Source organism: Halogeometricum sp. S3BR5-2, assembly GCF_031624635.1.
In the GTDB taxonomy this organism is placed as follows: Archaea; Halobacteriota; Halobacteria; order Halobacteriales; family Haloferacaceae; genus Halogeometricum; species Halogeometricum luteum.
This window is the reverse complement of sequence record NZ_JAMQOQ010000001.1, coordinates 174,009-194,857: the sequence shown is the minus strand read 5'-3', so window position 1 is coordinate 194,857 and position 20,849 is coordinate 174,009. Positions and strand designations below refer to the sequence as shown.

Here is a 20,849-nt window from a genome sequence, read left to right as displayed (position 1 = left end):
TGTTAGGTGTTGACGGTGAGTTTCTCTGTCTCGACGCCGTCGACGTTGATGTCGAACGACGCGTCCGAGGCGACGGTGTAGCTGAGTTCGGCGGTGTCGCCCGCCGACACCGACGGGTTCCACTTGACGAACCACTCGCCGTCCAAGTCGACGACGGTGGCTCCGTCGGGCACGTCCGTCGGTTCGACCGAGACGATGTCGGTGATGTCGGGCGATTCGGTGCGGTCCGAGTGGTTCTCCACGACGAGGGTGACGGTGTCGCCCTCCACCTCCCGGTCGACGCTGAGGTTGTTCATGATGCGGGCCAAGGCGCCGTCGATGTTCGGCCGTTCGCGGCCCGTGACCTCGGAGAGTTTGTCGGCCATCTCCGGCAGGATGCGCCCGAGCACGTCCTGTTTCTTCCGGCGCTTCTGCATCGAGCGGCGTTTGTTCAGGTAGGATTTGAGTTCGCGCGCCGCCTCGCGGATGGCGAGTTCTATCTCGTCTTCTATCTCGGGGATGTTGGCGAGGGCGTCCTTCGACTCGGAGGTGAACGGGACGTTCGTGGAGGCGACGTGGACCATGATGACCGCCGGACCGCTCGGCATGCCGGAGCCGCCCGGTTGGTCCAGCCCGTAGTTGCGCCAGCCGATGCGTTTCACCACGTCGGTCGTCGCGCAGGCCCCGCGCTGGTAGACGAGGGGGACGCGGTTGGCGAAGCGCAGCAGGTCGACCGAACCCTCCGCGGAGAGTTCGCCGCCGTAGGCGATGCCCGCCTCGACGATGAACGGGTCGCCGCCGTGGACCTCGGCGTCGCGCGTCGCCGCGGCGTAGAAGTCGGCGTCGTACTCCTTGCGGAGGCCGGCCTCGACCAACTCCGCGGTGATGGGCGAGAGGCAGTTCGTCGGCGGCGCGAGGATGTCGGCCTCGCGCATGGCTTCGAGGAGTTCGGAGGCGATATCGCGGTCGTCGGCCACGTCGCTCACCTTCGGCGCGTCGTCGGGGACGGTGCGCATGACCGCCCACAGCGCTTCGGTGACGTTCTCGCGGGCCGTGTCGCCGAACGTCACGTCCTCGGAGACGAGCACGTCGGCCGAGCGGTCGACGTACTCGCGGACCTGCCCCTTCGTCGCGCGGTGGGAGTCGTTCGAGCCGAACTTCTCTGCGACGCGGTCGGCGATGCCGCGGACCGTCGCGTCGTCCTTCTGGGTGCTCGTCGCCCCGTCGACGACGGCGTACAGGTCCCGTCCCTCGGTCAGGACGGCCCACGCGGCCGCGACGGCGTTCTCGCGGACGGTGTCGCCGAACGAGACGCCGTGTTCCCCGCCGACGTCGTCCGCGACGGTGTCGACGATGTCCTCGAGTTCGAAGTGCGTCGTCCGCTCGCGGTTCCGGAGCGTGTCGCCGACGCGTTCGGCGAACGCCGCCGTCGCCTCGGCGCCCTTGTTGGCGATGGCGTCCTCGATTTCGGCGTCGAGGTCCGCGTCCTCGCTCTCGACGACTCCCCATCCCATCTCGCGTCCGAAGTGCCTGTCGCGGAAGTTGTTCAGTATCTTGTCGGCGGTCTTCGCGCCGACGCGGGTGAACTCCTCCTGGAGGAAGCCCGACACCGAGTAGGACTCGGTGCGGCCGAGCATCTTGATGAGCGTCCCGAGTTCGACGCCGTGGGGGTGCGGGCGTATCTCCTCCGTCTCGGCGGGGAGGTCCGCGCCCTCGACCCGTTCGTAGCGGACGGGCGCTTCGAGGCCGGGTTCGTCGAGCACCAACCGGGCGTGCGGGTTGACGACGGCGGTGTGCTTGACGTAGTCGTGGAGCTGTTGGCGGGCGCGCATGTTCGCCTCCATCTCCACCTCGATGCGCGTGCCGTGGGTGGGCGAGAGCTCCGACTCGCCGGGGTCGAGTTCGCGCTCGACCTGAATCTCCGGCTCGTTCGTGTCCGTGTCGATGATGAGCTCGAAGTACTGCGCCGCCGAGTCGCCCTGCGTGCGGGAGGTGATTTTCGCGGGCTTCCCGGAGGTGAGCTGCGAGTAGAGGACCGCCGCGGAGATGCCGATACCCTGCTGGCCGCGGGACTGCTCGCGCGCGTGGAACCGCGAGCCGTAGAGCAGTTTCCCGAACACCTTCGGAATCTGTTCTTTCGTGATGCCCGGGCCGTTGTCCTCGACCACGAGCGTGTAGTAGTCGCCCGCCTCGCGGATTTCGATGGAGATGTCGGGCTTGATTCCGGCCTCCTCGGTTGCGTCGAGTGCGTTGTCGACCGCCTCCTTCACGGCGGTGACCAAGCCTCGCGCCCCCGAGTCGAACCCGAGCATGTGCTTGTTCTTCTCGAAGAACTCGGCGATGGATATCGCGCGTTGGCTCTCGGCCAACTCCTCCGCGATACCCGCGTCCTCGCCGAGTGTCGACTGGAACGAGGTCATTCTGTGAGGAAATCTTCTGGATGAGCGCTTAAGTACTGTTCGGGAGTAGGGTGAAAGTGAAGTCGGTCGGCGCGGCCGAGGAGACGGCGTCCCGTCGGGCGATTCGCGTCGAGAAGCCGAGCGACCGGGCGACGCGAGCGCGGTTCGAGGCGCGGCGCGAACCGGGCTGTCGAGATATTTGTAAGTACTCACGCGGGCGCGCGTGCGAGGGTTTAAGGCCGGAGATAGCCAACTCCGAAGCAGATAGTATGTCACACGAAAGCGAGTACGGAGCGGGGCAGATCCAGGTCCTCGAAGGGTTGGAAGCCGTTCGGAAACGCCCGGCGATGTACATCGGCTCCACGGACTCACGGGGCCTCCACCACCTCGTCTACGAAGTGGTGGACAACTCCATCGACGAGGCTCTCGCGGGGTACTGCGACGAGATAGCGGTCACCGTCCACGACGACGGCTCCGTCTCCGTCTCCGACAACGGTCGGGGCATCCCGGTCGACACCCACGAACAGTACGACCGCCCCGCCGTCGAGGTCATCATGACCGTCCTCCACGCCGGCGGCAAGTTCGACAACAAATCCTACCAGGTCTCCGGCGGCCTCCACGGGGTCGGCGTGAGCGTCGTCAACGCGCTCTCGGAGTGGCTCGAAGTCGAGATAAAGCGCGACGGCGCACTCTGGCGGCACCGCTTCGAACGCGGCGAACCGCAGGCCGACGCCTTCGAACGCGTCCGCGACCTCGAATCCGACGAGGACACGGGCACGACGATTCGCTTCAGACCGGACGAGGACGTGTTCGAGACGCTGGAGTTCGAGTTCACCACGCTGGAGAACCGCCTCCGCGAACTCGCCTTCCTCAACTCGGGCGTCGGTATCTCTCTGCGCGACGAACCCGACGACGAGGAGAGTTCGTTCCGCTTCGAGGGCGGCATCCGCGAGTTCGTCCGCTACCTCAACGAGACGAAGACGACGCTGCACGAGGACGTCATCTACTACGACGACGAGGACGAGGGCATCGAGGTAGAGGTGGCCATGCAGGCGACGCAGGAGCTACAGGGTTCCATCCACGCCTTCGCCAACAACATCAACACCCGCGAAGGCGGGACGCACATGACCGGGTTCAAGACGGCGCTGACCCGCGTCGTCAACGACTACGCCCGGGAGAACAACCACCTCGACGACCTCGACTCCCTGAAGGGCGAGGACATCCGCGAGGGCCTCACTGCGGTCATCTCCATCAAACACCCCGACCCGCAGTTCGAGGGGCAGACGAAGACCAAACTCGGCAACAGCGAGGTGCGCGGCATCGTCGAGTCCGTCACGCACCAGCAACTCGGGACGTACTTCGAGGAGAACCCCGGCACCGCCCAGTCCATCGTGATGAAGGCCGTCGAGGCGGCGAAGGCCCGCCGCGCGGCGAAGAAGGCCGAGGAACTCACGCGCCGGAAGTCCGCGCTCGAATCGACGGCGCTGCCCGGCAAACTCGCCGACTGTCAGAGCCGCGACCCCTCCGAGTCCGAACTGTTCGTCGTGGAGGGCGACTCCGCGGGCGGGTCGGCAAAGCAGGGTCGAGACCGGCACTTCCAGGCCATCCTCCCCCTCCGCGGGAAGATTCTGAACGTCGAGAAGCACCGCTTGGATAGAATCTTGGAGAACAACGAGGTCCGCGCGCTCATCACCGCCATCGGCGCGGGCGTCGGCGAGGAGTTCGACGTCGAGGACGTGCGCTACGAGCGCGTCATCCTGATGACCGACGCCGACGTCGACGGCGCGCACATCCGCACCCTCCTCCTCACGCTCTTGTACCGCTACATGCGGCCGCTGGTGGAGGCCGGGTACGTCTACGCGGCGCAACCGCCGCTGTACCGCGTCCGCTACCGCGGGGAGACGTACGACGCGATGACGGAGGCCGAACGCGACCGCATCGTCGAGGAGAAGTGCGACGGCAACCCCACGCAGGTCCAGCGGTTCAAGGGCCTCGGCGAGATGAACCCCGAACAGCTCTGGGATACGACGATGAACCCCGAGAACCGGGTGCTCAAGCAGATAACCGTCGAGGACGCCGCCGCCGCCGACCGGATGTTCAACATCCTGATGGGCGACGCCGTCGAACCGCGCAAGCAGTTCATCAAAGAACACGCGACGGACGCCGAGTGGGTGGACATTTAGATGAGTTCGGACGCACCAGACGAGTTCAGACCGGGAGCGGGCGTCGCCGCGGAGATAAAGCCCGCGCGCATCGAGCAGGAGATGGAGCAGTCGTACATCGACTACGCGATGTCGGTCATCGCGGGTCGCGCCCTGCCGGACGTGCGCGACGGCCTCAAACCCGTCCACCGGCGCATCCTCTACGCGATGAACGAGGCGGGCGTCTCCTCCCGTTCGTCGCACCGCAAATCCTCCTCCATCGTCGGCGAGACGATGGGGGACTACCACCCGCACGGCGACTCGGCCATCTACGACGCCCTCGCGCGGATGGCGCAGGACTTCTCGATGCGCTACCCCCTCGTGGACGGACAGGGGAACTTCGGCTCCGTCGACGGCGACCCGCCGGCCGCGATGCGGTACACGGAGGCCCGCATGGCCCCCATCGCGGAGGAACTGCTCGACGACATCGAGAAGGACACCGTCGACTTCCAGTCGAACTACGACGACCGCATGCAGGAACCGGTCGTCCTCCCGGCGTCGTTCCCGAACCTCCTCGTCAACGGCTCGTCGGGTATCGCCGTCGGGATGTCGACGAACATCCCCCCGCACAACCTCGGCGAGGTCATCGACGCGACGACGCACCTCATCGAGAATCCCGACTGCACGGTCGAGGACCTCATGGAGTTCGTGAAGGGGCCGGACTTCCCGACGGGCGCGAACATCGTCGGCCGAAACGCGGTCCACAAGGCGTACAAGACCGGTCGCGGGCGCATCCGCGTCCGCGCCGACTTCGACGTCGACGAGCAGGGCGACAACATCGTCATCAACGAACTCCCCTACCAGGAGAACAAGGCGCGTCTCATCGAGCGAATCGCCGACGACGTCAACGAGGGGAAGATAGAGGGAATCCGCGACCTGCGCGACGAGTCCGACCGCGACGGCATCCGCGTCGTCGTCGAACTCAAGCGCGGGGCGAACCCCGACGTGGTGAAGAACCAACTGCTCGAACACCACCTCGAATCCACGTTCGGCGTCATCAACCTCGCCCTCGTCGACGGCCAGCCCCGGGTTCTCACCCTCAAGGAGACGCTCGTCGAGTACCTGAACCACCGCCGCGACGTGGTCCGCCGGCGCTCCGAGTACGAACTCGCGGAGGCCGAGGACCGCGCGCACATCCTCGAAGGCCGTCTGAAGGCGCTCGACAACATCGACGACGTCGTGGCGACCATCCGCAACTCCGAGAGCCGAGACGACGCGAAGGCCGCCCTCCGCGGCGAGCAGACCGTCGAGGCGGACGGCGAACCGCTCCCGAGTTTCGACTTCTCGGAGGACCAGGCCAACCACATCGTCGCCATGCAACTCGGCTCGCTGACCTCGATGGAGGCCGCGGAGATAGAGACCGAGTACGAGGAGGTGCAGGACCGAATCGACCGCCTCAACGAGATTCTGAACGACGCCGACGAACTCGACGCGGTCATCCGCTCGGAGTTGACGGAGATACGCGAGGAGTACGCCGACGACCGGCGCACCTCCTTCATCGAGGACACCGGGTCGGTCACCCACGAGGACCTCATCGCCGAGGAGGACGTCGTCGTCGTCGTCAGCGAGGACGACTACATCAAGCGGATGCCCCTCGACACGTTCCGCGCCCAGCACCGCGGCGGGAAGGGCATCATCGGTACCGACCTCAAGGAGGGAGATACGGTCTCCTCGGTGTTCGTGGCGAACACCCACGACTACCTGCTGTACTTCACGAACCACGGGCAGGTGTACAAGCTGAAGACCTACCAGGTCCCGGAGATGTCCCGGACGGCACGCGGGAAGTCCGCGGTGAACCTGCTCGAACTGGACGACGGCGAGGAGATAACCTCCGTCGTCAACACCGCCGACATCGACGAGGAGACGGAGAAGTACCTCACGATGGTCACGCGGAACGGCTACGTGAAGCGCACGGGCGTCGAGAAGTTCCAGAACATCCTCTCGACGGGCATCATCGCCACGAAACTCGACGACGGCGACGAACTCGCCGACGTCGAAGTCACGGACGGCACGCGCGACCTGATACTCGCCTCCCGGGACGGCATGGCCATCCGCTTCGACGAAGACGACGTGCGCGCGATGGGTCGCTCCGCCCGCGGCGTCCGCGGGATGAAACTCACCGGCGACGACGAACTCGTCGGCGTCGCCGCCGTCGACGAAGACGTGCACAACTGGGTGCTCACCGTCACCGAGAACGGCTACGGCAAGCGCACCGACATCGGGAACTACCGGCGGCAGTCCCGGAACGGGAAAGGACTCATCGACATCAAGACGAACGAGCGCAACGGCCCCGTCTGCGCGATGGAGACGGTGGGCTACGGCGACCACCTGTTCGTCATGAGCGAGTCCGGACAGATTCTCCGGACGCCCGTCGAGAACATCTCGACGGTCGGCCGCAACACGATGGGCGTCATCGTGATGGAGATGGACGCCGGCGACGGCGTCGCCAGCGTCGACGTCTACAACGTCGGCTCAGACGAAGTGGACGAAGTCGAGGACGAGGGCGCGGACGCGGAGTAAGCGCGAGTATCTACCGCGTACGCCGACATCTGACGACAACGTCGAACATCCACCGAACGAATCAGCGCTTTCGGTTCTACGGCGGACTACCGTTCCCGTCGCTGCCGAAGCCGAGGCGAGATTCACCGGAAACCCGGTGTGTCGTCTCGATGAGTGGTTCAGAGAATTCGCTTGCCGAGGCCGCTGGCGGCGAGTTCCGTCGCCAACGCCGCCGTCTCGTTGTGTTCGTCGAGGACGGGGTTCACCTCGACCAGTTCCAGAGAGCGAAGCGCGTCCGTCTCGGCCACCTGCTCCAAGGCGAAGTGCGCCTCGCGGTAGGTGACGCCGCCGCGAACGGGCGTCCCGACGCCGGGCGCCTCGCGGGGGTCGAGCCAGTCCAAATCGAGGCTGACGTGGACGCCGTCGGGCGCCGCGCGGGCCACGTCGAGGGCGTCGTCGACGACGGCGTCGATGCCGCGTTCGTCGATGTCGGACATGGTGTAGGCGGTCACGTCGCTGTCGTGGATGGCCTCGCGTTCGGCGTCGTCCACCGAGCGCAGGCCGACGATGGCGACGTGTTCCTCGGAGAGTCCGGCGGCGTTCGCCCACGGGGTGTCGGCGAAGTCGCCGATTCCGAGGAGGGCCGCCAGCGGCATCCCGTGGACGTTCCCGGAGGGCGACGTGCCGGGGGTGTTGAAGTCGCCGTGGGCGTCGAACCAGACGAGGCCGATTTCGGCGTCGCGCGCGGACCCCGTCACCGACCCGATGGCGACGGAGTGGTCGCCGCCGAGAACGAGGGGCGTCTCCCCCTCGTCGAGGGCGGCGGCCACCCGGTCGGCTAGCGAGGTGACCACCTCGCGCGTCTCGCGGAGGAACTTCGCGTTCCCTTCGGAGGGCGCCTCCGCCTCGGGGTCGCGGGCCTCCGCCGGCGGCGCGGTCACGTCGCCGTCGTCGACGACTGTGAGTCCCGCGCCGCCGAGTTCGTCCGCGAGGCCGCCGTAGCGGATGGCCGAGGGACCCATGTCGACCCCGCGTCGGTTCGCGCCGTAGTCGGTCGGTGCGCCGATGATTCTCACGGTGTCCGTCATCGTAGAAGGTGCGGCGAGGGGACGGGTAGTGGTTCCGGTTCGAGAAGGGAGATGCGGCGGTCAGACGGCGGCGGCCGACGGAGAACCGACGAGGACGCCGGTCGCGTCGTCGGTCGCGTTATCGGCCGCCTCGTCGGCGTCATCCACCGTGCGACCGAACAGACCGGCGACTCTCCGGTAGGCGTCGGAGAACCAGTCCGCGACGGGGGTCGACGAGTCCGCCTCGGCCGACGCGCGCTGGTAGTCCTGCGTGTGGACCTCGACGGCGACGTTCTGCCCGGTGGCATCCTGCACTCGCCCCTGCATGTCCGTGGCGAGGTCCGGGTGGGTCGTGTCGGCGTCGCTGACGACGGTGACCGTGACGCTCTCGGGAGAGGCGAAGACGCCGGGGTCGTCGTACTGCGCGCCGACGCCGACGAGTTCGAGGCCCTCGTACTCCTCCTGTGCGAGCGTGGTCTGCACGCCCGCGTTCACGTCCTGCTCGAAGGTGAGATGCGAGTAGGTGGCCGCGCCGGTGGCTGCCGTGACGGCGACGAACCCGACGACGACGAGGGCGTAACCGACCGTCCGGACGCTGGGCCCGAGGTCCCGCCACGTGCTGGCGACGACCGACGAACGGTAGCCGAGGGCGACCAGCGCGAGGTACGCCGCGATGTTGATGAACACGATGTTCATCAGGAGGAGGACGACGGCGCCGAGGACGAGAACGGGTTGCCCCCAGACGGTGCCGACGGCCGCCGCGGCGACAGACGGAACGATGGCGGCGGCGACGGCGACGCCCGCGATGGAGACGGGGAGGTCCGTCGCCAGCGCCAACGCGCCGGCCGCCCCCGCGGCGATAGCGATGGCGAGGGCTAAGAGCGTCGGCGTGATGAAGAAGCCGACCTGTTGGACGCGCGAGACGGCGAGCGTGGACGGGACGAACAGCGTCCAGCGGACGGCGTAAGCGACGGCGACGGCGCTGACGGCGGCGACGACGAGGCCGAGCGTCTGGTCTTTAACGCTCTGGATGAGCATCGGCCGGTCGTCGATGACCGCGCCGACCGACGCCGACAGCGACGACCCGGCGAACGGCGCGATGACCATCGCGCCGACGATGACGATGGCCGAGTTCAACAGCAGGCCGGCGGTGGCGAGCGTCGCCGACAGCGCGGCGAACGCGAGATAGGTCGCCCGGCCGGGCGTCAGGTCCTCCGCGCGCTGTCGAATCTCGGCGTGAGAGATGCCCCTGTCGCCCTTCGGCCCCTCGACGAACTGCTCGCCGAGGTGTTCGTTCACCGACCCCGCGCGGTCGGCGTCGACGACGACGGTGTAGGCGTCCTCGTCGAGGCCGTTCTCCTGAAGGTACGCGAGCACGGGGTCGACGGCTCCCTCGGGGACGGGGACTTCCACGAACGCGCTGTCGACGCGTTCGGCGTCCGGGACGACGGCGTACGTCGCCCCCTCCCGGTCGAGGGCGGCGACGACCGAATCTCTCGCGTCGTCGTCCACCCGGACACGAATGAGTCGCACGAGGGAGGGTCACTGGCGCGGGGAGATGAGCGTTCTGGCCGGTGAGACGAACGTTTCGGACGGCCGTCAGGCTCCCGCTGGCGACGAGTCGCGCGGGGTGCGAGCCAGTACCCTCAAGACGGCGAGAGCCGTCGTTCGAGTCGATGCGGTTGATAAAGCTCCTCGTGAGCGAGGAGTCGCGGTCGGCGGTCATCGATATCTTAGAGTCGGAGAACATCGACTTCGTCGTCACCAAAGACGCGACGGAGCGAGGCGACACGGTGTTGGTGGAGTTTCCCCTCCCCACGCAGGCCGTCGAGTACGTCATGGGCGAACTCCGCGACGCGGGCGTCGACGACCGGGAGTACACGATAATCGCCAGCGCCGAGACGGCGAAGACGCGGAGCTACCACGAACTCGAAGACCGGTTCGTCGCCGGCGCCGAGGAGGACGACGCCGTCGCGCGCGAGGAGATTCGCGCGAAGGCGCTCGACATGCACCGGAACCCGCTGACGTACTACGCGCTGACGATATTCAGCGCCCTCGTCGCCGCCGCGGGGTTGCTGATGGACTCGCCCGCCGTCGTCGTCGGCGCGATGGTCATCGCCCCGCAGGTCGGGTCGGCGCTCATCTCCGCCGTCGGCATCTCGCTGAACGACCGGCGGATGATACGGATGGGGTTCACCCAGCAACTGCTCGGGTTCGGCGCCGCCATCGCCGGCGCGTTCCTGCTCGGGATGACGTTGAAATCCGGACAGATAGTCACCTCGATGCTCGACGTCTCGACCGTCGGGCAGATCAGCAAGCGTATCTCGCCGGGTTTTCTCTCGGTGTTGGTCGGTCTCTGTGCGGGGTCGGCGGGCGCGTTCGGGTTGGCGACGGCGCTGCCCGTCTCGCTCGTGGGCGTCATGATCGCCGCGGCGCTCATCCCCGCCGCCGCCGCCGTCGGCATCGGCATGGCGTGGGGCCTCCCGAGCGTCGCTCTCGGCGCCGGTCTCCTCCTCGTCGTCAACGCCGTCGCCGTCAACGTCTCGGCGTTCTCTGTACTGTGGTACCTCGGCTACCGCCCCGAGGCGTGGGACGGCGGGGCGCGCGCGGCGATGGACGAAGAGGGGAGCGAGGACGGAGAGTCGTCGACGACACAGATGGCGAACGGCGCGGGCGAGACGGCGAGCCGCGGGATTCGAAAGTACGTTCCGGCGGCCGTCGCCCTCGCCTGCCTCCTCGCCGTGCTTCTCGGTGCGGGCGGCCTCCTGTTCGGACAGGTCGCGTTCGACAACGCCGCCAACGGCGCCGTCGAGGACGTGATGGAACAGCAGCGGTACGACGAACTCGACCTCACGTCGGTCCGGACCGAGGTGGGGATGATTCGCTACGTCGGCGAGACGCCGGAGGTGAGCGTCGTCGTCGTGCGTCCGGCCGACGAACCGTATCCGGCGCTGGCGGAGACGGTCCGCCGACAGGTGCGACAGGAGACGGACCGCGACGTGCGCGTCTCCGTGGAGTTCGTCGACGGGCAGAGCGCGGGCGTCGACGAGGAGCGTTCGGAGCGTCTGCGACGCCCGGGCGACGCCCGCCGACCCGGGGCGTCCGCGGCGACGGTCTGACCTCCGCCTCGGTCACGGGTAGACGTTTGTCTCACGTACGAGGGAGAGAAACACGTAAACTCAAGACAGTCCACCGCGGGCGCGGCGAATCCGTCGCCGTAACCACATTTTGTGAAAATACCCCACAGGAAGCGTCGAAAATCGTAGTACAGCGACCGGATTGTGCCGTTCATCCATCGGATTTAAGGACGTATACGGCGAACGTTCTTCTATGTCATCAATCGAGCTGACTTCTAGTCAGAAAACGATTCTGACGGCGCTGATCAACCTCTACCGTCAGTCGGAGGACGCCGTCAAGGGCGAGGATATCGCCGAAGAAGTGAACCGAAACCCGGGAACGATCCGGAACCAGATGCAGAGCCTGAAAGCCCTGCAACTGGTCGAGGGCGTCCCCGGTCCGAAGGGCGGCTACAAACCGACGGCGAACGCCTACGAGGCGCTGGACGTCGAGCAGATGGACGAACCCGCCGCCGTCCCCCTGTTCCACGAGGGCGAGGCCGTCGAGGGCGTCAACGTCGACGAGATAGACCTCTCGTCGGTCCACCACCCCGAACTCTGCCGCGCGGAGATTCACGTGCAGGGGTCGGTCCGGGACTTCCACGAGGGCGACGAGGTGCGCGTCGGTCCGACGCCGCTCTCGAAACTCGTCATCGAGGGTGTCGTCGACGGCAAGGACGACACCAGCAACATCCTCATCCTCCGCATCGAGGACATGCGCGCCCCCGAGGGCGAATCCGCTCACTGACGCTGCGCCGCGGCGCCCGAACGAGCGCACCTTCCGGCGAATCGTCCCCGCGAACCGCCGTGCGGACTCGCCAGCCCCGGCCGTAGTTCACGCCCGTTACTCCACCTCCCGACCCGTACCGCCTTCCCTCCGACGTTCGTCCCGCGAACGCCGAGAGCCGAGGCTCTCCGGAGAGCGACGTCGAAGAGAAGACGAGAAAACGAAGACTCAGTCGGCGTTCAGAGGTCGTTCCACGCTTCGAGGGCGCGGCGCGGCGTCGTCACGTCCGCAATCCAGCGCGCGGCGATGGCCTTCTTCAGCGTGCGGGCGGCGGGGCCGCCGAACACGTTCGGATAGACCTGACCGACGCCGGGGAGCTTCACGGCGTGGGCGACGGCGTCCTCGCCGACGGAGATGGTCGTCCCCTTGTCCTCGTGGTCCCACGTCTTCAGGGGCTGACCCTTCGTAGCGCGGGCGACGTTCTCGCCGGCGACTTCCGCGGCCTGCCAGGCGGCCTGGGCCGTCGGCGGCGCGATGGCGTCGTCGCCCTGTTCGACGAGGGCGGAGTCGCCGAGGGCGAACACGTCGTCGTCGCTCGTCTTGAAGTCCTGCTCGGCGAAGATGCGGTTCGAGCGCTCGTCCTTGTCGAGTTTCGACTCGGCGACCTCCTTCTGGCCCGTGATACCGCCGGTCCAGAGGAGCACGTCGTAGTCGAGTTCCTCGGGGTCCTCGTCCTCGCCGCCGCCGAGGTAGATGGTCTCCTCGTCGACCTTCGAGATGAAATCGCCCGTCAGAATCTCGATGTCGCGCGCTTCGAGGCGCTTGCGGAGCGCACCCTGCAGTTCGCGGTCGTTGCCGGGGAACACCTCGTCGAGGCCTTCGACGATGGTGATGTCGAGGGGCGCGCGGTGGTCGTCGCGGTAGCCGGCTATCTCGCCGGCCGACTGGATGCCCGAGAGGCCCGCACCGCCGACGATTACCTTCGCGGGGTCGTCCTGGGAGGCCTCCTCGGCGGCCGCCTTGACCTCGCTGTGAATCTCGCGGGCGTCGTCGAGGCTCTTGAGTTCGAGGGAGTACTCCTCGAGACCCTCGATGCCGTAGAACGCCGTCGCGGAGCCGAGACAGACGAGGAGGTAGTCGTAGTCGACCTCGCCGTCTTCGAGTTCGACGGTCTTCTCGTCGACGTCGACGTTCTCGACGTGACCTTTGACGAACTCCGTCTCGGGCTCTTTTATCTCGTCGACGGGGATGGCGACTTTCGACTCGACGCTCGGGTCTCGGATGCAGCGGTGGACCTCGTGGAGGACGAGGTGGTAGTCGTTTTCGGAGACCCACGTGAGTTCCGCGTCCGAGTCGAGCTCTTCTTCGAGTCGTTTGACGGCGCCGGTACCCGCGTAACCGGAGCCGAGGACGACGACCTTCGTACTCATATGTGTGACTCTGCGTAGGCATCCGATAAAGGGGCTTTGGAACGTGATTCGAACCGAATCGGCCGCCCGCGCCGTGGAACGGAGAAAATTGCCGGTGTCTCGCTCCCGGATAAAGCCTTCCCCCTTCGTCGGGGAGAAAGACCCCGCTACTCCAGCGACAGACCGGCGTGCCAGCGGTCGACGCCCGCCTCGCGCTTGACCTCGTCCATCCGCGCCAGAAGGTGGACCGCGAGGCTGGCCGTCTTCACGGCGCGGGCCTCTCCCTCGGTGCGGAACTCCCCCGTAACGCGGTTGGCGTACACCGAGCAGACGGCGCCGGCGCGGAGGCCGTAGACGTTCGCGACGGTGAGAAGCGTCGCCGCCTCCATCTCGATGTTCTTCACGTTCGCCTCGCGCAGGTCCTCGACGAGCGACTCCGACCCGGCGGCGCGGAAGCCCTCGAACCCGGGGCGGCCCTGCCCGGTGTAGAAGGAGTCGGCGCTCATCGTGACGCCGACGTGGTAGTCGTAGCCGAGTCGCTCCGCGGCGGCGACGAGGGCGGAGACCACCTCGTGGTCGGCGACGGCGGGGTAGTCCTCGCGGACGTACTCCTTCGAGGTGCCCTCCTGTCGGACCGCCCCCGAAGTGATGACCAAGTCGCCCACGTCCATCTCGGGTTGGATGGCGCCGCAGGAGCCGACTCTGATGAGCGTCTCGGCGTCGACGCGGGCGAGTTCCTCGACGGCGATGGCCGCCGACGGGCCGCCGATACCGGTGGACGTGACGGATATCGGCGTTCCCTCGTACGTCCCCGTCGCCGTGCGGTACTCGCGGTGGTACGCCTGCTCCTCGGCGTCGTCCCACAGCGCGGTCACCTTGTCGACCCGTTCGGGGTTGCCGGGCAGGAGGACGGCGTCCGCGACGTCCCCGGCCGAGAGTTCGATGTGGTACTGGACCTCGCTGTTCGGGTCCTCGCTGTCGTCCATGCTCCCAGTGGGCGGAGCGGGGTTGAAGTGCTTGTGCTTCCGCTCACCGCGCGGAGTGCGTCGCGGCCGTCTCGGCCGAGGCGCGGAGGGACGGCGGGAAGGCGTTCAGCGCGCCGACCGGAGACTCACTCCCGGTCGCGTTCGGCCGCCTCCAGCGTATCGAGAGAGATGGTGTTCGGCAGGAGTTCGCCGAGGGTGTACTCCGTCACCTCCCCGTCGCCCTCGTCGCAGACGACGGGCAGGTCCTCGCCGCAGAACTCCGCGAGCGTCTGCCGGCACATCCCGCAGGGGGTGACGCCGTCGCGGGCGCCCGAGGTGACGACGAGGCGGTCGAACTCGCGGTGTCCCTTCTTCACCGCCTCCGCGACGGCGACTTCCTCGGCGTGGAGGCTGTTGGAGTAGTTCGCGTTCTCGATGTTACAGCCGACGAACACCTCGCCGTCGGCCGTCCTGAGCGCCGCGCCGACGCGGTACTCGGAGTAGGGGACGTGGGCCTGTTCGAGGACGTCGCGGGCGCGTTCGACGAGTTCGTCGGACATGAGAGCCGAGTTTCCCCCACGGGCGTTTGTAACTTGCCCTGCGGACCGAAGGGTAACGGCCAAGCATGTCCCCCTCCAACTCCCGGTGTGCCACCCGAATCCGACACCGTCACGGAACCGGTGACGGCGGAAGCTGAGGACGGCCGCGGACGGTCCATCCTCCTCGCCGTCGGCGTCTGCGTCGTCGCCCTCTCGGGCGTACTCGGCTTCTTCATCGGGTCCAACGGCGCGGAGGCCGTCCCCCGGTCGGCGCTGTTCGGCGGTCTGCTCGTCATCCCGACGACGCCGCTGGCGATGACCACCTACGCCGTCGCCCTCTCGACGCTGGTGCTCCTCGTCCTGTTCGGCCTCGTCGAACTCGTCTCGCGGAGAGAAGACGACCGCTGAGGCGGGAGGCGGATAGCGGGGCGAAGTCGAGGAGGCGCGGCGCTTTTACCGGTGGGCGACCGACGACGACCATGCGCAGTTCCGCCTCCGCATCCTCCCCCGCCGACGACGAGGGCGCGGGCGAGGAGGCGGCGTTCGACGAGGAGTTCGACCCTGACGCGCCCCTCCAACCCGACTCGGGGGGACGGAACCGAAAGCGCGCCGTCCTGGCCGTCCTGCCGTTCTTGGGCATCGGCCTCGCGTGCGTCCTCCTCCTGTTGGGGTGGGGGCTCGAACCGCTCTGGGCGTTCGCCATCCTCCCGCCCATCCTCTTCTGTAGCGCCCTCGCCTACATCGTCTTCAGTTCGGACTTCCTCGAAGACAGGACCTGAACCGAGGCGAATCGGCGTCAGCGACCCGTATCGTACTTGTACGTCGTCTCGTCGGGGTCGATGCCGAAGTCCTCGGCCGTCTCCTCTATCGCCACCTCGCCCGGGTCGGGTTCGTCGGCGGGGGTCGCCCGCTTGAACCGGTCGCGGTACGCCTCGGGCATCTCGAACGCCTCGGGGGCCACCCGCAGGGCGATGGCGTCGTCGCCGCGTTCGGCGCGGACCGCGTCGAGGCGTTCGCGGAGGGTCGGGGGAAGGTCGTCGCCGTCGACCGGTTCGAAGCCGAACGTGAGGAAGTAGTCCGGTTCGACGGTGAACGTGTAGACGCGGTCGAACCCGGCGTCGCCCGCCTCCGCGACCAGTCGCTCGACGACGTGCGCGCCGACGCCCTGTCCGCGCCAGACGTCGAGGGTGAGGACGAAGGCCAGTTCGCAGAACTCCGCGTCGTCCTCCTGGTGGACGCGGACGCGGCCGAGGCCGGCCTTGGCGCCCGACTCCTCGTCGAGGGCGATGACGTAGTCGCGGGACCGGAACGCCGGGTCTTCGAGCCCCGACTCCTCGATGCGGTCGAGCAACCAAACCTCGTCTCGGTTCTTGGCGTCCCGTACGTACATGGAGACGAGTACGTCACCGCTCCGAAAAGAAGTTGCGGGCTTCGGAGTCGGTCAGTACGGGATGAAGATGAGTCCCAGCGCGAGGAACGGAATCAGGAGGAGCATCATCGTCACGCCGTAGCCGAACATGTCGCGGGCACGCATCCCGGTGATGCCGAGGAGAGGGAGCGCCCAGAACGGTTGCAGGAGGTTCGTGTGAGCGTCGCCGACGGCGTAGGCGACGGTGGCCTGTCCGGCGGGGACGCCGAGTTCGTTCGCCGCCTGCAGCACGGTGGTGCCGATGACCGTCCACTCGCCGCCGCCGGAGGGGACGAACACGTTGACGACGCCGGCGGTTATCCACGCGACGGCCGGGAACGTCGCCGGCGTCGACAGCGAGACGAGCGTCTCGGCCATCGTCTCCGAGAGCCCGGAACTGTTCATCATCCCGATGATGCCCGCGTAGAGGGGGAACTGGAGGACGATGCCGCCCGTCGAGGTGATGGCGTCGTAGAACTGCTCCTGGTAGGCCTTCGGCCGGGTGTACAGCGCGAGGCCGAGGAACAAGAAGAGGAAGTTGACGAGGTCGAGGTTCAGCGCCGAGAGCCCCTGCGTGGCGAAGGTGTAGCCGGTGAAGACGACGCCCGTGACGGCGATGACGCCGCCGACGACTCGGCTCTGGTTTATCTTCTCGCCGACGGTTGTCGGGTCCGCGTCGGACGCGCCGGGGGAGTCCCCGCCGTCCCCCGCCGCGCCGAACAGTTCCGACTCCGGGACGTACTCGGTTATCGGTTGGGCGTTCGCCCGTTCGGGCGCGAGGAGGTACAGCACTACGGAGGTGTAGACGATGCCGGTGACGACGAGCGTCAGCGTGTAGGAGTGAAACACCGTCTCCGAGGTGGGTATCAGTCCCTCGACGATGCCCTGTTCGACGAAGACGTTGCCGGGCGTGTTCATCAGGAGGGGCGCGGACCCGGCGAGGCCCCAGTGCCACGTCAGCCCCATGCCCATGTAGCCGGCGAGACAGAGCAGCGGGTAGTGGACCTGTAGATTCGTCTTCGCGGCCTGCCGGCCCATCTCGCGGGCCATCACGGCGCCGACGATGAGGCCGAGTCCCCAGTGGACCCACGCGACGGTCATCGAAATGACGCCGACGAGGACGACGGCCTGCTTGCCGTCGTTCGGAAGCGACGTCAGCCACTCGATACCGCCGCGGACGAGGGGGTGGTACGCGAGGGCGTAGCCGGTGACGAGGATGAGCACCATCTGCATGGCGAAGTCGAGCAGTACCCAGAATCCGTCGTACCAGTAGCCCACGAGGGCGAACGGGCTCGTCCCCTCGACGAGGACGGCCCCGGCGAAGACGACGTAGCTGAGGAGGATGGCGAACAGGAACGGACTCGGCATCACTCGCTCGACGACGCTCGACATCCGGGCGCCGAAGCGCTGAATCGGCGACCCCGACGGTGTGTCTGTCGACATGACGCGAGGACGGTCATCCGAGACCGAAATGAACGTTCCGGACGGTTCGAACGCAATCATCGTTCGGGGAAGTTACTTCAGCGGACGCGACGATGTCAGGACGTGATGGAGGTCCGCACGTAATGGAGGTACCCGACACGGACGAGGTGGTCCACGAACCGTCCCGGGAGTTCGCGGAGTCGACCAACGTCCACGCGTTCATGCGGGAGTACGGCATTTCGGACTACGAGGAACTGATACGCCGAACGAGCGAGAGCGTCGACGGCGTCGACGAGTCGGGCGTCGACTGGTTCTGGGACGAACTCGTCGACTACCTCGGCGTGGAGTTCTACAGCGACTACGACGCCGTCCGCGACAGCGCGGAGCGACGCTCCGCGAGCAACCGGACGCGGTCCGGTGACGACGCCGACGGCCCGCAGTTCTCCGATTGGTACCCCGGCGGCACGATAAACGTCGCGCACAACACCGTCGACAGACACGGCGCCCCCGACGCGGAGAACCGGAACAAGGCAGCGCTCATCTGGGAGGGCGAACCCGGCGACGAACGGACGATTACCTACCACGACCTCTACCGGGAGTCGAACCAGGTGGCGAACGTCCTCGAATCCTACGGGGTTGAGACGGGCGACACCGTCGGCCTCTACATGCCGATGGTGCCGGAAGTCGTCTCCATCCTCTACGGCTGTCTGAAGGTCGGCGCCATCGCCGTCCCCATCTTCTCGGGGTTCGGCGTGGACGCGACGGCGACGCGCATCGAGGACTCGGGGTGTTCGGTGCTGTTCACCGCCGACGGCTTCTACCGCCGCGGGAGCGAGGTGACGCTGAAGGAGTCGGCCGACCGGGCGATAAAACAGGCGGGACAGGTCGAACACACCGTCGTCTACGACCGCATCGGACTGGAGGCGAGCGAGGACCGCGCCATCACGTGGACGAGGCGCGACGAGCGGTGGGACGAGACGGTCGGGGAGGCCGACGACGCCTACGAGACGAAGGAACTCCCCGCCGCGCAGGAGTCGATGCTGCTGTACTCGTCGGGGACGACGGGGACGCCGAAGGGCATCGTCCACACCCACGCCGGCCTCCTGATGCAGACGGCCAAGGAGATATACTTCGGGTTCGACCACAAGCCCACGGACCGCTTCTTCTGGGTGTCCGACATCGGGTGGATGATGGGGCCGTGGACGCTCATCGGCAACCACACCTTCGGGGGAACGGTGTTCATGTACGAGGGCGCCCCCGACCACCCCGAACCCGACCGCTTCTGGGATATGATCGAACGGCACGGCCTCACCGTGTTCGGCATCTCGCCCACCGCCGTCCGCGCCCTGCGGAAGTACGACGACGAGTTGGTCGAAAAGCACGACCTCTCGACGCTCCGCCTCCTCGGGTCGACGGGCGAACCGTGGGACCCCGAGTCGTGGATGTGGTTCTACGAGAAGGTCGGCGGCGGCGAGGCGCCCATCATGAACATCTCCGGCGGCACCGAGATATGCGGCTGTTTCCTCATGCCGATGCCGAACCAGCCGCTCAAACCGTGTAGCCTCGGCGGGCCGGGCCTCGGGATGAGCGTCGACATCGTCGACGCGACGGGCGAGAGCGTCGCCGACGCGAACGAACGCGGCTACCTCGTCGCGCGCGACTCCTGTCCGTCGATGACCAAGAGCCTCTGGAGCGGCGACGAGCGCTACCTCGAGGAGTACTGGTCGACGTTCACCGACCCGCCGATGTGGGACCACGGCGACTGGGCGCAGAAGGACGAGGACGGCTTCTGGTTCCTCCACGGCCGCGCGGACGACGCGCTGAACGTCGCCGGGCGGAAGGTCGGCCCCGCCGAGATAGAGGGCATCCTCATCGAACACGAGGCCGTGAACCAGGCGGCCGCCGTCGGCGTCGACGACGAGACGACGGGCACCGCCGTCGTCGCCTACGTCGTCCTCGAAGACGGCTTCGAACCGGCGGACGCCCTCCGCGAGGAACTGCGCGAACTCGTCGGCGAGGAGCAGGGCAAACCGTTCCGCCCGCGGGAACTCCTGTTCGTCGGCGAGTTCCCGAAGACGCAGTCCGGCAAGATAATCAGACGCGCCATCGCGGCGGTGTACGAAGGCGAGGACCCCGGCGACCTCTCCAGCATCGAGAACCCCGATTCTTTGGAGAAAATTCGGGGCGCCCGGTAGTCAGAACAGGTCGCCGGGCGCGACCGACCGCTCCTCCGGTCCCCCGCCGACGGCCACGTCGCCGACGGTGTCGGGGCCGGGGAAGACGATTACCGCGCCGACCAGAATCGGCGCGACGAGACCCGCGGCGACGGTTCCCGGCCGCGTCAGCGAGTCGCGGACGACCACCGACTCGCCGGCCTCCATCTCCCCGCTCTCGACCGCCGACGCGGCCGCCTCGAGGAGTTCGCGGTGGGAGTACGTCCGCCCGTCCGCTCGAAGCGCCGGGTCGTCGGCGGCGACGGTCGCCGGGTGGACCGCGGGGTTCTCGCTCCACACCTCCTGTTCCCAGTGGGTCGTCGCCGGACGCTCCGGCGGGCCGCCGTAGATGGCGAGTTTACGCCCCGGCGGGAGGTCGAACTCGGGTTCGCGGTCGACGCCGACGAGAGTGGCCCGCGGGGGGTCGCCGGCGTCCGCCGAACCCGCGGGGTCCGGACCGAACGCCGTCGCGGCGCCCAACTGCGCCGCGCCGTAGAACGCCAGCACCGGTTCGGGTTGGGGGTCGGAAGCCACCGCGACCGTCTCGCCGCCGCGGACGCCGAGGTAGCGCAGGACGTTGCCCGCCTTGTACGTGGTCGTCACGAAATCGTGATAGCTGTACGACCGGCCGGCGTCCTCCGCGCGGAGGGCGGGCGCGGAGGTCCGTCGGTCCCGCGCGACGAGGTCGCCGAGGACGGTCGGGTCGGCCGGCCGCGGCGGCGGGGCGTCGGAGGTCATGTTCGACTACACGCGGAGTCGGGGGAAAATCCCGTCGTCCGAACCGTGGCGCGCGGAGACGACGAACCGTACGAGCGAGACGGCCATCCGAGTGTTACTGTTTTGTTGCCGAATCTTGTTTGAAGATATTAATTGATGCTATATAGATGACAACAAAATATCTGATT

The 20,849-nt window shown here is 67.4% G+C and carries 16 protein-coding genes; 7 read left to right on the top strand and 9 right to left on the bottom strand.

Annotated features, from left to right (window positions below; all coding sequences use genetic code 11):
• Window positions 1–2: 2 nt before the first annotated feature.
• Complete coding sequence (locus NDI79_RS00930; protein ID WP_310926571.1) at window positions 3–2,399, bottom strand: DNA topoisomerase VI subunit B; 2,397 nt, start codon at window positions 2,397–2,399, stop codon at window positions 3–5.
• Between the two features lie 248 nt (window positions 2,400–2,647).
• On the opposite strand from NDI79_RS00930, the gene gyrB reads away from it, so the two are divergent.
• Entirely contained in the window at window positions 2,648–4,561 is a 1,914-nt protein-coding gene (gene gyrB / locus NDI79_RS00925) for a DNA topoisomerase (ATP-hydrolyzing) subunit B (protein ID WP_310926570.1), read from the top strand.
• Complete coding sequence (gene gyrA / locus NDI79_RS00920) at window positions 4,562–7,099, top strand: DNA gyrase subunit A (protein WP_310926569.1); 2,538 nt, start codon at window positions 4,562–4,564, stop codon at window positions 7,097–7,099.
• A gap of 158 nt (window positions 7,100–7,257) precedes the next feature.
• Here the strand turns inward: gyrA and rocF are convergent, their stop codons facing one another.
• A complete protein-coding gene (gene rocF / locus NDI79_RS00915; protein ID WP_310926568.1) occupies window positions 7,258–8,166 on the bottom strand; it encodes an arginase in 909 nt (302 codons plus the stop codon).
• 60 nt (window positions 8,167–8,226) lie between these two features.
• On the bottom strand, window positions 8,227–9,678 hold the full coding sequence (locus NDI79_RS00910) for a DUF389 domain-containing protein (RefSeq protein ID WP_310926567.1): 1,452 nt from the start codon (window positions 9,676–9,678) through the stop codon (window positions 8,227–8,229).
• A gap of 143 nt (window positions 9,679–9,821) precedes the next feature.
• On the opposite strand from NDI79_RS00910, the gene NDI79_RS00905 reads away from it, so the two are divergent.
• Together NDI79_RS00905 and NDI79_RS00900 are read left to right on the top strand one after the other, a co-directional pair.
• Window positions 9,822–11,264, top strand: a complete 1,443-nt coding sequence (locus tag NDI79_RS00905) for a TIGR00341 family protein (protein WP_310926566.1) — start codon at window positions 9,822–9,824, stop codon at window positions 11,262–11,264.
• Between the two features lie 211 nt (window positions 11,265–11,475).
• Window positions 11,476–12,009: an Rrf2 family transcriptional regulator gene (locus tag NDI79_RS00900; protein WP_310926565.1), complete on the top strand. Its 534-nt coding sequence runs from the start codon at window positions 11,476–11,478 to the stop codon at window positions 12,007–12,009.
• Between the two features lie 218 nt (window positions 12,010–12,227).
• Here NDI79_RS00900 and NDI79_RS00895 read toward each other — a convergent pair whose 3' ends face one another.
• The 3 genes from NDI79_RS00895 to cdd all read right to left on the bottom strand — a co-directional run bounded on the left by NDI79_RS00895 (window position 12,228) and on the right by cdd (window position 14,922).
• Entirely contained in the window at window positions 12,228–13,418 is a 1,191-nt protein-coding gene (locus NDI79_RS00895) for an NAD(P)/FAD-dependent oxidoreductase (RefSeq protein WP_310926564.1), read from the bottom strand.
• 146 nt (window positions 13,419–13,564) lie between these two features.
• Window positions 13,565–14,383, bottom strand: coding sequence for a nucleoside phosphorylase (locus NDI79_RS00890; protein WP_310926563.1), 819 nt, complete (start codon window positions 14,381–14,383; stop codon window positions 13,565–13,567).
• Window positions 14,384–14,508: 125 nt separating this feature from the next.
• Window positions 14,509–14,922 carry a cytidine deaminase gene (gene cdd / locus NDI79_RS00885; protein ID WP_310926562.1) on the bottom strand — a complete coding sequence of 138 codons (414 nt, stop codon included), beginning with the start codon at window positions 14,920–14,922 and terminating at the stop codon, window positions 14,509–14,511.
• An 87-nt stretch (window positions 14,923–15,009) separates the two neighbouring features.
• Between cdd and NDI79_RS00880 the strand changes: the two genes are divergently transcribed.
• Window positions 15,010–15,309 carry a DUF7520 family protein gene (locus tag NDI79_RS00880; RefSeq protein WP_310926561.1) on the top strand — a complete coding sequence of 100 codons (300 nt, stop codon included), beginning with the start codon at window positions 15,010–15,012 and terminating at the stop codon, window positions 15,307–15,309.
• 71 nt (window positions 15,310–15,380) lie between these two features.
• On the top strand, window positions 15,381–15,680 hold the full coding sequence (locus tag NDI79_RS00875) for a DUF8142 family protein (protein WP_310926560.1): 300 nt from the start codon (window positions 15,381–15,383) through the stop codon (window positions 15,678–15,680).
• 17 nt (window positions 15,681–15,697) lie between these two features.
• Here the strand turns inward: NDI79_RS00875 and NDI79_RS00870 are convergent, their stop codons facing one another.
• Both NDI79_RS00870 and NDI79_RS00865 read right to left on the bottom strand, forming a co-directional pair.
• Entirely contained in the window at window positions 15,698–16,291 is a 594-nt protein-coding gene (locus NDI79_RS00870) for a GNAT family N-acetyltransferase (RefSeq protein ID WP_310926559.1), read from the bottom strand.
• A gap of 51 nt (window positions 16,292–16,342) precedes the next feature.
• Window positions 16,343–17,752 (bottom strand): short-chain fatty acid transporter, encoded by a 1,410-nt coding sequence (locus NDI79_RS00865; RefSeq protein WP_310926558.1) that lies wholly within the window; start codon window positions 17,750–17,752, stop codon window positions 16,343–16,345.
• A gap of 122 nt (window positions 17,753–17,874) precedes the next feature.
• Here NDI79_RS00865 and NDI79_RS00860 point away from each other — a divergent pair, with 122 nt between their 5' ends.
• Window positions 17,875–19,926 (top strand): AMP-binding protein, encoded by a 2,052-nt coding sequence (locus NDI79_RS00860; RefSeq protein WP_310926557.1) that lies wholly within the window; start codon window positions 17,875–17,877, stop codon window positions 19,924–19,926.
• Here the strand turns inward: NDI79_RS00860 and NDI79_RS00855 are convergent, their stop codons facing one another.
• Window positions 19,927–20,682 (bottom strand): AMP-binding protein, encoded by a 756-nt coding sequence (locus NDI79_RS00855; RefSeq protein ID WP_310926556.1) that lies wholly within the window; start codon window positions 20,680–20,682, stop codon window positions 19,927–19,929.
• Between the last annotated feature and the right edge of the window lie 167 nt (window positions 20,683–20,849).

What these genes read in the sequence shown, in the direction of transcription:
- NDI79_RS00930 (WP_310926571.1), bottom strand. Translation starts at nt 2,399, where the DNA reads ATGACCTCGTTCCAGTCGACACTCGGCGAGGACGCGGGTATCGCGGAG.
- gyrB (WP_310926570.1), top strand. Translation starts at nt 2,648, where the DNA reads ATGTCACACGAAAGCGAGTACGGAGCGGGGCAGATCCAGGTCCTCGAA.
- gyrA (WP_310926569.1), top strand. Translation starts at nt 4,562, where the DNA reads ATGAGTTCGGACGCACCAGACGAGTTCAGACCGGGAGCGGGCGTCGCC.
- rocF (WP_310926568.1), bottom strand. Translation starts at nt 8,166, where the DNA reads ATGACGGACACCGTGAGAATCATCGGCGCACCGACCGACTACGGCGCG.
- NDI79_RS00905 (WP_310926566.1), top strand. Translation starts at nt 9,822, where the DNA reads ATGCGGTTGATAAAGCTCCTCGTGAGCGAGGAGTCGCGGTCGGCGGTC.
- NDI79_RS00900 (WP_310926565.1), top strand. Translation starts at nt 11,476, where the DNA reads ATGTCATCAATCGAGCTGACTTCTAGTCAGAAAACGATTCTGACGGCG.
- NDI79_RS00895 (WP_310926564.1), bottom strand. Translation starts at nt 13,418, where the DNA reads ATGAGTACGAAGGTCGTCGTCCTCGGCTCCGGTTACGCGGGTACCGGC.
- NDI79_RS00890 (WP_310926563.1), bottom strand. Translation starts at nt 14,383, where the DNA reads ATGGACGACAGCGAGGACCCGAACAGCGAGGTCCAGTACCACATCGAA.
- cdd (WP_310926562.1), bottom strand. Translation starts at nt 14,922, where the DNA reads ATGTCCGACGAACTCGTCGAACGCGCCCGCGACGTCCTCGAACAGGCC.
- NDI79_RS00875 (WP_310926560.1), top strand. Translation starts at nt 15,381, where the DNA reads ATGCGCAGTTCCGCCTCCGCATCCTCCCCCGCCGACGACGAGGGCGCG.
- NDI79_RS00870 (WP_310926559.1), bottom strand. Translation starts at nt 16,291, where the DNA reads ATGTACGTACGGGACGCCAAGAACCGAGACGAGGTTTGGTTGCTCGAC.
- NDI79_RS00865 (WP_310926558.1), bottom strand. Translation starts at nt 17,752, where the DNA reads ATGTCGACAGACACACCGTCGGGGTCGCCGATTCAGCGCTTCGGCGCC.
- NDI79_RS00860 (WP_310926557.1), top strand. Translation starts at nt 17,875, where the DNA reads ATGGAGGTACCCGACACGGACGAGGTGGTCCACGAACCGTCCCGGGAG.
- NDI79_RS00855 (WP_310926556.1), bottom strand. Translation starts at nt 20,682, where the DNA reads ATGACCTCCGACGCCCCGCCGCCGCGGCCGGCCGACCCGACCGTCCTC.